Raw genomic sequence first — 11,781 nt, forward strand, 5'->3', positions numbered from 1 at the left:
CCGGTGTGCGGCCCTCGCGGGTCAGCCGAGCAGGACGTCCAGTTCGTCCGCGGCCCGGGCCAGTACGCTGCGGGTCGGGTCGTGCGGGCCGGTCGGGCGGGCGGCGCGGCCGGACGGCGGGTGGTGGGCGCGGGCGGCGTCGGTGAGGCGGTCCAGCGAGTGCAGGACGCGTTCGATCACTTCCGGCTCGGGTTCCCGTCCGCCGTAACGGAGTTGGGCGGCGTACGCGGCGACCGCGCCGGCCAGCCGTTCCAGTGCGGAGGTGGCGGGCAGCCACTCCTCGGCGAGGCGTCCGGCGGGCGGGGGTTCGGCCAGGCCCAGGTCGACCTGGCGGCGGGCGTCGGCCAGTGCCCGGTAGGCGGTGCGGCGCAGCCACACCTCGGCGACGGGTTCGACCCGGGCCACCGCGGCCAGGTACTCGTGGACGGTGGCGGCGGCCTTGACGATGCCGGGCTCGATCCGGTGCGGGGCGCGTTCGGGCCACAGCAGGTAGCCGAAGACCAGCACGATCGCGCTGGCCAGCGTGGTGTCCAGCACCCGCGGCCAGAACTCGGCGGCGCCGCTCTCCCCGCCGAGCTGCACCAGGATCAGCGCCACCGGCGTCATCACGGCGGTGTTCAGCCCGTAGTGCGCGGCCGTCGAGTACGGCAGCAGCGCCACGCACAGCGACACCGCGACGCTCAGCGCCCAGGACTCCGTGGTGACGGCCAGCAGGACCGCCGTCGCCGCGATGCCGAGCACGGTGCCCAGCACCCGGCTGACGGCCCGATGGAACACCGAGCCCAGATCCGGCTTCAGGACGAACGCCACCGTCAGCGGCACCCAGTAACTGCGGCTCAGCGTCAGCGCGTTGACGGCCGCCTCGGCGACCGCCACGCACAGCGCGACCCGCAGGCCGTAGCGCACCGAGCCGGGCGAGAGCAGACGGGCGCGCAGCCGCCACGGGTCGGGCGGCGGCGGGGCGGCGGTGTCCAGCGGCGCCCAGCGGCCCGAGACGGTGTCGGCGGCGGCCCGCAGCGCCGTGTCGAACGCCGTCCGGGACGGGGTGTCCGGCTGCCAGTCCGGGTAGGCGGGCTCGGGTCCGCCGGTGATCTGCCGGGCCAGCGCCGCCGGGAACTCCACCAGCTCCGGCGGCACCGGCCGCCACGCCCAGAGCAGCCCGGCGGCGGCCTCGGTGGCGCCCAGCGCGGCCTCGTACGAGCGGCGCAGCCAGCGCAGCCGCTCCGACTCGCGGCGGCCCGGGCGGGTCGGCGGCAGCAGGTCCTGCATCTGGTTGAGGCGCGCGGTCAGCACCCGGCGGGCCGCCGGTCCGTCCGGGGTGCCGAGGGCGGCCAGCATGCCGCCGAGCGCCCGGTAGACCTCCGCCAGCGCGACGGTGCGCGGGTCGGTGCGGACGTCGGTGCGGTAGTGCAGGCCCAGCACCAGGACCAGCGCCGCGCCGCACGGCATCATCGCGGGCGCCGCCCACCACGGGTGGGGCAGCGCCATGCCGCCGCCGAGCGAGGCCGAGACCAGCAGCAGCATCCCGGCCGCCGAGCCGCGGGGGCCGGTCGCGGACAGGGCGCCGCCGGCGAAGCCGATCAGGGTCAGCGCGATGCCGACCAGCAGGCCGCCCGCGCCGAGGTGCTGGAGCGCCGCGCCGATCAGCATGCCGGTGGTGGAGGCGGTCAGCGCCAGCGCGATCCGCGGGGCGCGCAGCCGCAGCGGCTCCACCCGGTCGTTCATGGTGGCGTGCATCGCGCCCAGCCCCGCGAAGACGCCCAGGTCCAGGCGGCCGAACAGCAGGCCCGCCGACAGCGGCACCGCCATCCCGAGCGCCGCCCGCACCATCGGCCGCCACGGCACCGGCGGCCGGGCCGGCCGCAGGGCCAGCGCCCACCAGGTGGAACGGTCGGAGGAAACACGACTGCGGCCGGGGGCTGACACGGGATCACGCGCTTTCGCTGAACGGGAGTTCGCGGCTGCTGGGCGACATTGCAGAGCAGATCGGGTCTTCTCGGGCAGTTTAGCCCGCCCACCTGGTCGAAGCTGATTTCCCAACCGGTCCGCCGACCATGTAATGTCTTCCTCGTCGCAAGGGGAACCGCAAGGAACCCGGAGCAACAAGCCCCTATAGCTCAGTCGGTAGAGCGTCTCCATGGTAAGGAGAAGGTCTGCGGTTCGATTCCGCATGGGGGCTCAGCAGACGAAGGCCCCGCCACTCGGCGGGGCCTTCGGCGTCTGCCCGTTTCCCGACTCTTGGCCAAACCGCGACGGCGGTTTTTCGGTACGTCCCCTGGCGGCCCGCGCACGAATGCGCTGTGATGGTGCGTCTGTCCTGCCGAACCGGGGAGGGGGCGGCATGAGCGTGCGGCTCGTAGTGGCGGACGATCACCGGCTGATGGCCGAAGCCCTGGGCACCGCCCTGCAACAGCGCGGCCACCGGGTGCTCGGCGTGGGTTCGCCGTGCGGCTCGGTGCTCGACCTGGTCGTCGGGCGGCGCCCCGAGGTGTGCTTACTCGGGACGGCCGCCGGCCCGGACGACCCGTTCGACGTGCTGCGCCGGTTGCGCCGCGACCGTCCGGAGATCGCCGTGGTGGTGCTGGGGCCGCTGAGCACGCCCGGCCGGGTCGCGGCCGCGTTCGCCGCCGGTGCGGCGGGCTACGTGCGCAGCGACGAGCGGATCGACGTGGTGGACCGGGCGATCGCCCGGGTCCGGGCGGGGGAGGCGGCCGTCGCGGTCGAGGTGCTGCGTGCCGCGTTCGAGCACCTGCTGTGGCCGGTCGTCGAGCCCGACGACGAGGCGGTGCGGCTGCTGCGGCTGCTGACCCGCCGCGAGGTGCAGGTGCTGGGCCGGATCGCCGACGGCGAGGACACCGCGGCGATCGCCGCCGCGATGCGGATCGCCCCGTCCACGGCGCGCACGCACGTCCAGCGGGTGCTGACCAAGCTCGGCGCCCGCTCCCGGCTGGAGGCCGCCGCGCTGGCCGCGCGGACCGGCATGCTGGATCAACTGGCCTGAGTCGCAGCGGTGTTCAGCGCGCCGCGTAGGCAGGGGGCGGGACGCCGACGGTGCGGGTGAACTCGCGGGTCAGGTGCGCGTGGTCGCGGTAGCCGAGCTCGGCGGCGAGCCGGGACCGGTCCGGGGCGTCCGGGCGCTGCGCCGCCTCCAGGGCCTCGTGGATCCGGTAACGCAGGACCACCCACTTCGGGGGACGCCCACCCGGGCGGCGAACAGGCGCCGCAGGCCGCGCACCGTCAGGCCGCTGCGGGCGGCGAGGTCCGCGACCCGGGCGGACCGGGGCCCGGTCGGGGCGATGGGGATGTTCGCGGAGCCGGTCGGTTCGCCGGCGCCGATGGACCTGGTCGTGCACGGCTGGGACCTGGCCCGGGCCACCGGCCTGCCGTACGGGCCAGCGCCGGAGGCGGTCGCCGTGCTGGGCCCGCTGACGGCGGAACCGGTGCCGAACGGGCGGGCGGTGGGGATGTCCGCGGAGCCGGTGGGCTATGCCGGGGACGACGCGTTCGAGGCGCTGCTGGCGCTCACCGGCGGGCCCCCGCTGGTCGGCCGGACCGGGCCTTTAGTGCAGGTGCCATATGCTCCGAGCGAGGAACACCGAGCGTTGCGGAGGTCGAGGGCATGAGCAAGTACCTGGTCACGGGCGGAGCCGGCTACGTGGGCAGCGTGGTGGCGGCGCACCTGCTGGAGGCGGGGCACCGGGTGACGGTGCTGGACGACCTGTCGACCGGTTTCGCGGAGGCCGTGCCGGACGGTGCGGAGTTCGTCCGCGGCCGGATCCAGGACGCTTCCGACGTGCTCGACGCGTCCTTCGACGGGGTGCTGCACTTCGCCGCGTCCTCGCAGGTCGGCGAGTCGGTGGCGGACCCGGAGAAGTACTGGCGCAACAACGTGGCCGGCTCGCTGGAGCTGGTGTCGGCGATGCGCAAGGCCGGCGTCGGCAAGCTGGTGTTCTCCTCGACCGCGGCCGTGTACGGCGAGCCGGAGGAGGTGCCGATCAAGGAGACCGCGCGCACCTCGCCGACCAACGCCTACGGTGCCACCAAGCTCGCCGTGGACCACCTGATCACCTCCGAGGCGATCGCCCACGGCCTGGCCGCCGTCAGCCTGCGGTACTTCAACGTGGCCGGGGCGTACGGCCGTTACGGCGAGCGCCACGAGCCGGAGTCGCACCTGATCCCGCTGGTGTTCCAGGCCGCGCTCGGGCAGCGCCCGCACATCGCGGTGTTCGGCGAGGACTACCCGACCCCGGACGGCACCTGCATCCGCGACTACATCCACATCGCCGACCTGGCCGAGGCGCACCTGCTGGCGCTGGACGCCGCCAAGTCCGGCGAGCACCTGATCTGCAACCTCGGCAACGGCACCGGCTTCTCGGTGCGCGAGGTGATCGAGTCGGTCAAGCGGGTCACCGGCCGGGAGATCCCGGTGCAGGTCGCGGACCGCCGCCCGGGCGACCCGGCGGTGCTGGTGGCCGCCGCGGACCGGGCCCGGGAGGCCCTCGGCTGGGCGCCGAAGCACCCCGAGCTCGACCGGATCGTCGCCGACGCCTGGGAATTCACCCTCGCCCACCGCGCCTGACCAGCCCCGCTCCCGGCCCGACTCCGACCCCCGAAGTCTCTGCGTACAGGAACTTCACCAAATCCCCACGCCGTACGGGCGGCCGCCCGTACGCTGATTGAGGCACCGGTGGGGGTCGGGCCAGGAGCAGGGGGGCAGGACGATGGGGCGGATTCGCGTCCTGGTGGTCGACGGCCACCGTATTTTCGCCGAGGCACTCGCCACGGCGCTCGCCGCCGAGCCCGATGTGGACGTCGGGGCGGCCGGCAGCGCCGCCGCGGCCGAACGCGCGCTGGAACGGGCGGCGGCCGAACGCCGCCCGTACGACGTGCTGCTGGTCGACGCCGACCTCGGCGCCGCCCCGGCACCACCACCCCGTCACCACCTCGGAGTGCCCCAACAGCGGCCAGCCGCCGGACAGTTGACGCGCCCATCGGCCGCCGCCCGGCCGCCCGTCGACGGGACGCGACCGGGCGACGGGATCGCCCTGGTCGGCCGGGCCTGCCGGGCCCACCCGACGCTGCGGGCCGTGATGCTGGCCGTCGCCGACGACCCGCAGCGGGCCGTCCGCGCCCTGCAGGCCGGCGCCAACGGCTGGGTGGCACGAGAAAGTTCGCTGGGCGCGCTGATGGCCGTGATCCGCGGCGTGCTGCGCGACGAGACCCACCTGCCGCCCGCCCTGCTGACCGGGGTGGTCCGCGAACTCACCTCCGCCCGCCGGGACCGCTCGGAGAGCGAACGCCTGGTCGCCGCGCTCACCCCCCGCGAGGAGGAGGTGCTGCGCTGCATGGTCGCGGGACTGGGCAGGCAGGCGGTGGCCGAGCGGCTGTTCCTCTCTCCGCACACCGTCCGCACCCACATGCAGAACGTCCTGGGCAAGCTCGGGGTGCACTCCACGCTCGCGGCGGTCGCCGTCGCCCGCCGTGCCGGGATCGCCCCCTCCGAGCCGCCCGGGCCGCCTATCGTGCCCGCCCCCGCCCCACCGCCGACCGTCGCCTCGACCGCAGGCCCCGGCGCGGGCTGAACGAGCCCCGCCTTCCGAGCAGGTTTCCACTCCGTGAGTCAGCGAGACCGGAGGTCAGATGTCGTCGCACCGCGCTTCCGCACGCCCGCACGCAGCCCGCGCCCGCACCCGCATCCCCGAGCAGCGCGCCGGCTCGGCCGGCATGCGCACCCTGGTCGTCGGGGCCGGAGCGGCCGGCACGGCACTGGTCCGCGACCTGGACCGGACCCCCGAGTTCGGCCTCACCCCCGTCGGGGTGCTGGACGACGACCCCGCCAAGGCCGGCCGGCACGTCTCCGGCCGCCCCGTCCTCGGCCCGCTCGCCGACCTCACCCGCCACGCCCTCGCCCACCGCGCCCAGGTGGTCGTCCTCGCCATCCCCGGCCTGCCGCACCAGCGCGTCCGGGAACTCGCCACCGCCGCCGCGGCGGCCGGCGCGGCCGTCCGCTACCTGCCGTCCTTCCTGTCCGCGCTGCGCCGCGCCGTGGTCGGCTCCGACCTGCGCACCCTGGACGTCAACCGGCTGATCGGCCGGCACGAGGTCCACGTCGTCTCGCCCGACGTCCGTACCGTGATCGAGGGCCGCCGGGTCCTGGTGACCGGCGCGGGCGGCTCCATCGGCAGCGAACTGTGCCGCCAGGTCCAGGCGTTCGGCCCCGCCGCGCTGTACATGCTCGACCACGACGAATCCAACCTGCACCGGCTCCAACTCGACATCTGGGGCGAGGCGTTGCTCACCGACGAGTCCCTGGTGATCGCCGACATCCGGGACCGCCCGCGGATCCAGCAGATCTTCCGCGACCTGCGCCCCGAGGTCGTCTTCCACGCCGCCGCGCACAAGCACCTGCCGCTGCTGGAACGCCACCCCAGCGAGGCCGTCAAGTCCAACGTCCTCGGCACCGACCACCTGGTCGAGGCCGCGCTCGCCACCGGCGTCGAACGCTTCGTCCTGATCTCCACCGACAAGGCCGCCGACCCCACCTCCGTCCTCGGCGCGAGCAAACGCCTCGCCGAGCTGATCGTCCAGGCCAACGCGAAGGACGCCCGCAACCTCGGCACCGGCGTGTTCGCCGCCGTCCGCTTCGGCAACGTGCTCGGCTCCCGCGGCTCGCTGCTCTCCGTCCTGGAGGAACAACTGCGCAGCGGCGGGCCGGTGACGGTCACCCACCCCGACGTCACCCGGTTCTTCATGACCATCGAGGAGGCCGTCGGCCTGGTCCTGGAGGCCGGACGGATGGCCGAGGGCGGCGAGGTCTTCGTCCTCGACATGGGGGAGCCGGTGCGGATCGTGGACCTGGTCCACAACTTCGCGGAACAGGTCCAACTGGACGCGGCGGAGGTCGAGATCCGGTACACCGGGCTGCGGGCGGGCGAGAAACTCAACGAGGCGCTGTTCTCCGACACCGAGGAACGGCTTCCCACCGCACACCCGCGGATCTACGCGACGGCGGCGAACGCGACCGGCGTCGAGGACCTGGCGGGGGGCCTCACCGCGTTGTACGGGGCCGCGACGGGCAACGAGGACTCTGCGGTTCGCGACTGCTTGGCGGCGCTGCTGCCCGGCTACAAGAGTGCCCCGGACAAGCCTCCGGCGCTCTCGGCCCTGTATCCGGACGGCTTTTGAGTTTTTGTCTTCAGGGGCTCGGGGAACGGCGAGGCCGGGACTGCGGATGGTCGGACCTTGCGATGCGGTCGTGCTGCTTCGGGTGTCTTGAGGCACCGGGAGACCCGAAACGTATGAACGCTCAGCGCCCTGTTGATCAACCGCAGACTCGGCCTCGCCGTTCCCCGGGCCCCTGAAGAGCCGATCTTCCGGCCCCTCGAAAAATCAGCCTGCCCGGTCGAAGGGGATGACCAACTGGCGGAGCAGGGACGCGAGTTCGGCGCGCTGGGTGGGTGCCAGCTGCGCGAGGATCTCGCGTTCGTGGGCGAGGAGGCCGGCCAGGGCCTGGTCGGCCTTGTCGCGGCCGGCGTCGGTGAGGCGGACGAGGACGCCGCGGCGGTCGTCGGGGTCGGGGAGGCGGACGACCAGGCCCTTGGTGGTGAGGCGGTCGATGCGGTTGGTCATGGTGCCGGAGGTGACCAGGGTCTGGGTGAGGAGCTGGCCGGGGGAGAGCTGGTAGGGGTCTCCGGCCCGGCGCAGGGCGGTGAGGACGTCGAATTCCCAGGGTTCGAGGCCGTGCTCGGCGAACGCGGTGCGGCGGGCGCGGTCCAGGTGGCGGGCGAGTCGGCTCACCCGACTGAGGACCTCAAGGGGCTCCACGTCGAGGTCGGGGCGCTCTCGGCGCCATGCTGCGACCAGGCGGTCGACCTCGTCCTCCATGACGATCAGTGTATCGGGGGATGTGTCGATGTGAAGTCTCTTGACATCAAGAGATAACAAAGGAACGCTCGGCGTCCGAAAGATATCTTGACGTCGAGATACTTCTGGAGGTCCGCCATGCCCGCCGACTGGGACGCCCACCAGTACCTGCGCTACGCGGAGGAACGCATCCGGCCGCTCAACGAACTGCTCGCCCGGGTCCCCGAACTCCCGCCCCGCCCCACCGTGCTGGACCTCGGCTGCGGCCCCGGCAACTCCACCGCCGTGCTGCGCCGCCGCTGGCCCGAGGCCCGCCTGCTCGGCCTGGACACCTCGCCCGCCCTGCTGGAGACCGCCCGGGCCACCGGCGAGCCCACCGCCGAGTACCGGCTGCAGGACGTCACCGCGTACGACCCCGCGCCCGAACGGCCCGACCTGATCGCGTCCAACGCCGCCCTGCACTGGATGGACACCCCGACCGCCGACCACCTCACCCTGCTGCCCCGCTGGGCGGCGGCGCTGCGCCCCGGCGGGGTGATCGCCTTCCAGCTGCCCGGCAACTTCGCCGCCCCCAGCCACACCCTGCTCGCCGAGCTGAGGCAGAGCGCCCGCTGGCGCGAGCGGCTGGGCACCGTCCGCCCGGACGCGTCCTGCCACGCCCCGGCGCGTTACCTGGAGGCGCTGCTGGCCGCGGGCTGCACGGCGGACGTCTGGGAGACCACGTACCTGACGGTGCTGCAGGGGCCGGACCCGGTGCTGGAGTGGGTCAAGGGCACCGCGCTGCGCCCGGTGCTGGAGCGGCTGCCCGATCCGGGCGAGCGGCAGGCGTTCCTGGCGGAGTACGGGGCGCTGCTGCGCGAGGCGTACCCGGCGGGCGAGTACGGCACGGTGTTCCCGTTCCGCCGGGTGTTCGCGGTGGCGGTCAGGCGCTGAGGGAGGGTCACTTCGCGCTGGGCAGGGCCGGGTGGCGGCCGAGCACCACCACGCCGACCACGATCGCGGCCATCCCGGCGCTCTGCCAGGCCAGCGCGGCGGGGGTGATCCGGACCCGGTCGCCGAGGAATCCGACCGCGCAGGCGATGCCGGCCAGCGGCTGGGCGGCGGTGAGCGCGGGCAGCGACATCCGCAGCGGCGCGGCCTCGAACGCGGACTGCACCAGCAGCAGCCCGACCACGCCGATGCCGATCACGGTGTACGGCTGCCAGGAGGCGAACGCGGCGGGGGCGCCGTGCTGGTCGATCAGGTCGAAGGTGGAGCGGGTGAGGGCGTCCTGGAGGCCGTAGAGCAGGCCGGCGGCCAGCGCGAGCAGGGTGGCCTCCTCGAACAGGGGGAGGCGGCGGGCCACCGAGACCAGCAGCAGGGCGAGGCCGGCGACGGTGCCGATGACCAGCCACTGCCGCACCGGTCCGACGCCGGGGCCGCCGCCCTGGGGCTGTCCGGCGGCGATGAACGCGGTGACGCCGAGCGCGATCAGGGCGACGCCGATCCAGCCGGAGCGGCCCAGCCGGGTGCCGGTGATCCGGCGGGCCAGCAGCATCGCCCAGACCAGGTTGGTGGCCAGCAGCGGCTCGACCAGGGTGACCTCGCCCTGGCTGAGCGCCAGCGCGGACAGCACCTGCCCGGCGATCATGAATCCGATGCCGAGCAGCCAGTCGGGCATCCGCATCAGGTCGAGCAGCAGCCGCCAGCGGAGCATGTCGCCCTTGGGGGCGCGCTGGGCGGCGTGCTGCTGCAGGACGAAGCCGAGTCCGAGGCAGCAGGCCGCGCCGAGGGCCAGCAGGAAGACCGTCAACAGGTTCTCCTGTCGTGCGGGACGGCCCGGTGGCCCCGGTGACGGGGCCGGGCCGGTCAGTTCTTGCGGTCCCCGACCAGCTTGGGGTGCCGTTCCAGGCCCTCCAGGCCGTGCCAGGCGAGGTTGACCAGGTGGGCGGCGACCTCCGCCTTGGCGGGCTTGCGCACTTCCAGCCACCACTGGCCGGTCAGCGCCACCATGCCGACCAGCATCTGCGAGTACATCGGCGCCAGCCGGGCGTCGAAGCCGCGGGACTTGAACTCCAGGCCGAGGATGTCCTCGACCTGGGTGGCGATGTCGCTGATCAGCGAGGCGAACGAGCCGGTGGACTGGGCCACCGGCGAGTCCCGGACCAGGATCTTGAAGCCGTCCGTGGAGGTGTCGATGTAGTCCATCAGCGCGAACGCGGCCTGTTCCAGCAGCTCCCGGGAGTGCCCGCCGGTGAGCGCGCCGGTGACCATGTCCAGCAGGAGCTGCATCTCGCGGTCGACGACCACGGCGTACAGGCCCTCCTTGCCGCCGAAGTGCTCGTAGACGACCGGCTTGGAGACCCCGGCGCGTTCGGCGATCTCCTCCACCGAGGTGCCGTCGTAGCCGCGTTCGGCGAAGACCGTTCGGCCGATCTCCAGCAGCTGCTCGCGGCGCTGCTTGCCGGTCATCCGCACCCGGCCACTTGTCTTCGCGGCGGCGCCGCGGGCCGCGCCGCGCCGCGAAGGCTGCTGATGGCCGGCGCTGTCTCCGTTGGTCCCGTTCACCCCTCCATCATGCTGCAGGCGCTGCCTCATGCGGCGCGGCGGGCGGCGATCCGCTCCGCACCCGGCCAGCGGACGTCGGTGGCCCAGCCCGCCTTCTCGAACCAGCGGATGACCCGCGCCGAGGAGTCGACCTGGCCGCGCAGTACGCCGTGCCGGGCCGAGGTGGGGTCGGCGTGGTGCAGGTTGTGCCAGGACTCGCCGCAGGACAGTACGGCCAGCCACCACACGTTGCCGGACTTGTCGCGGGACTTGAAGGGGCGTGAACCGACCGCGTGGCAGATCGAGTTGACCGACCAGGTGACGTGGTGCAGCAGCGCGACCCGGACCAGCGAGCCCCAGAAGAAGGCGGACAGCGCGCCCTCCCAGCTCCAGGTGGCCAGGCCGCCGATCACCGCGGGCAGCGCCAGCGAGAGCGTCGTCCAGAGCCAGAACAGCCGGGAGATGCGCCTCATGGCCGGGTCGCGGACCAGGTCGGGCGCGTACTTGAGCTGCGGGGTCTGCTCCTCGTCGAACATCCAGCCCATGTGCGCCCACCACAGGCCCTTGAGCAGGGCGGGCACGCTCTCGCCGTAACGCCACGGGGAGTGCGGGTCGCCCTCCTTGTCGGAGAAGCGGTGGTGCCTGCGGTGGTCGGCGACCCAGCGCACCAGCGGGCCCTCGACGGCGAACGAGCCGAGCACGGCGAGGCCGATGCGCAGCGGCCGCTTGGCCTTGAACGCGCTGTGGGTGAAGTAGCGGTGGTAGCCGATGGTGATGCCGTGGCAGGTGAGGAAGTACATGGCGACGGCGAGGCCGGCGTCCAGCCAGGACAGGCCCCAGCCCCAGGCGATCGGGACGGCGGCCAGCAGGGCCAGGAACGGCACCGCGATGAACAGGGCGAGGGTGACCCGTTCCGCGGGGCCCTGTTTCTCGCCGCCCCTGGTGGCGGACAGACGGGGGAGAAGGTCCTCGGCGGCGCTCGGCGGCGCCTGCCCGGCCTGGATGGTCATGGCGCTTCCCGGGGGAGGAGGGTGGTGCCAGCGGATACCTACGTTTCCGTAACCTACGGCATCGTAGGTATCGGACGGCGGTAAGCGGAAGGCTCGCGCGCGGACGTGTCGCGGTGTTCGTCCGCCGGATTCCGGCAGGACGGCCACCCGAGTCGGGTGTGTCGTTCGTGTGCTTCGCGGAAGGTGGTGGAGCTACGGGCCGTCAACCCGTAGGCTGTGCTGGGCGCGGCAACCGCGCCTTTCCGCCGTGGTGTAATGGCAGCACAGGGCCCTTTGGAGGCCTTTGTCTGGGTTCGAATCCTAGCGGCGGAGCCTCCACGACCGTTTCGGTCGTTTTCCGCCCGTCTCGTCTCGGTATTCTCGGTGCACCCTCACCCCGCAT

11 protein-coding genes, 2 tRNA genes and 1 pseudogene are annotated in these 11,781 nt (G+C 73.6%); 8 read left to right on the forward strand and 6 right to left on the reverse strand.

Annotated features, from left to right (window positions below; genetic code table 11):
* Positions 1–21: 21 nt before the first annotated feature.
* Complete coding sequence (locus tag ACIHEI_RS01500; RefSeq protein WP_396605236.1) at positions 22–1,926, reverse strand: FUSC family protein; 1,905 nt, start codon at positions 1,924–1,926, stop codon at positions 22–24.
* A gap of 180 nt (positions 1,927–2,106) precedes the next feature.
* Between ACIHEI_RS01500 and ACIHEI_RS01505 the strand changes: the two genes are divergently transcribed.
* Positions 2,107–2,179, forward strand: a tRNA-Thr gene (locus ACIHEI_RS01505).
* 162 nt (positions 2,180–2,341) lie between these two features.
* The gene (locus ACIHEI_RS01510) at positions 2,342–3,001 is read left to right on the forward strand and encodes a LuxR C-terminal-related transcriptional regulator (protein WP_396605237.1); all 660 of its coding nucleotides are present in this window, start codon (positions 2,342–2,344) and stop codon (positions 2,999–3,001) included.
* A gap of 13 nt (positions 3,002–3,014) precedes the next feature.
* Here ACIHEI_RS01510 and ACIHEI_RS01515 read toward each other — a convergent pair.
* Positions 3,015–3,271 (reverse strand): annotated as a pseudogene (locus ACIHEI_RS01515) (helix-turn-helix domain-containing protein); the annotation flags it as partial.
* Between the two features lie 25 nt (positions 3,272–3,296).
* On the opposite strand from ACIHEI_RS01515, the gene ACIHEI_RS01520 reads away from it, so the two are divergent.
* From ACIHEI_RS01520 to ACIHEI_RS01535, 4 genes are all read left to right on the forward strand, one after another.
* Positions 3,297–3,623: a hypothetical protein gene (locus tag ACIHEI_RS01520; RefSeq protein WP_396605497.1), complete on the forward strand. Its 327-nt coding sequence runs from the start codon at positions 3,297–3,299 to the stop codon at positions 3,621–3,623.
* Positions 3,620–4,579, forward strand: a complete 960-nt coding sequence (gene galE / locus ACIHEI_RS01525; RefSeq protein ID WP_396605238.1) for a UDP-glucose 4-epimerase GalE — start codon at positions 3,620–3,622, stop codon at positions 4,577–4,579. Before ACIHEI_RS01520 ends, galE begins: the two co-directional genes overlap by 4 nt.
* A gap of 142 nt (positions 4,580–4,721) precedes the next feature.
* Positions 4,722–5,582, forward strand: coding sequence for a LuxR C-terminal-related transcriptional regulator (locus tag ACIHEI_RS01530; RefSeq protein WP_396605239.1), 861 nt, complete (start codon positions 4,722–4,724; stop codon positions 5,580–5,582).
* Positions 5,583–5,640: 58 nt separating this feature from the next.
* A complete protein-coding gene (locus tag ACIHEI_RS01535) occupies positions 5,641–7,185 on the forward strand; it encodes a polysaccharide biosynthesis protein (RefSeq protein ID WP_396605240.1) in 1,545 nt (514 codons plus the stop codon).
* A gap of 204 nt (positions 7,186–7,389) precedes the next feature.
* Here the strand turns inward: ACIHEI_RS01535 and ACIHEI_RS01540 are convergent, their stop codons facing one another.
* Positions 7,390–7,884 carry a MarR family winged helix-turn-helix transcriptional regulator gene (locus ACIHEI_RS01540; protein WP_392952213.1) on the reverse strand — a complete coding sequence of 165 codons (495 nt, stop codon included), beginning with the start codon at positions 7,882–7,884 and terminating at the stop codon, positions 7,390–7,392.
* 117 nt (positions 7,885–8,001) lie between these two features.
* Between ACIHEI_RS01540 and ACIHEI_RS01545 the strand changes: the two genes are divergently transcribed.
* Complete coding sequence (locus tag ACIHEI_RS01545; RefSeq protein WP_392952210.1) at positions 8,002–8,796, forward strand: methyltransferase domain-containing protein; 795 nt, start codon at positions 8,002–8,004, stop codon at positions 8,794–8,796.
* 7 nt (positions 8,797–8,803) lie between these two features.
* Here the strand turns inward: ACIHEI_RS01545 and ACIHEI_RS01550 are convergent, their stop codons facing one another.
* From ACIHEI_RS01550 to ACIHEI_RS01560, 3 genes are read right to left on the reverse strand one after another with little or no spacing between them, the layout of a single operon-like run.
* A complete protein-coding gene (locus ACIHEI_RS01550; protein WP_392952208.1) occupies positions 8,804–9,655 on the reverse strand; it encodes a DMT family transporter in 852 nt (283 codons plus the stop codon).
* A gap of 56 nt (positions 9,656–9,711) precedes the next feature.
* Positions 9,712–10,410 (reverse strand): TetR family transcriptional regulator, encoded by a 699-nt coding sequence (locus ACIHEI_RS01555; RefSeq protein WP_387638102.1) that lies wholly within the window; start codon positions 10,408–10,410, stop codon positions 9,712–9,714.
* A gap of 26 nt (positions 10,411–10,436) precedes the next feature.
* Complete coding sequence (locus ACIHEI_RS01560) at positions 10,437–11,399, reverse strand: acyl-CoA desaturase (protein ID WP_396605241.1); 963 nt, start codon at positions 11,397–11,399, stop codon at positions 10,437–10,439.
* 241 nt (positions 11,400–11,640) lie between these two features.
* Here ACIHEI_RS01560 and ACIHEI_RS01565 point away from each other — a divergent pair.
* A tRNA-Gln gene (locus ACIHEI_RS01565) sits at positions 11,641–11,711 on the forward strand.
* Positions 11,712–11,781 lie beyond the last annotated feature (70 nt).

It is taken from the genome of Kitasatospora sp. NPDC051984 (assembly GCF_044593455.1).
GTDB lineage: Bacteria > Actinomycetota > Actinomycetes > Streptomycetales > Streptomycetaceae > Kitasatospora.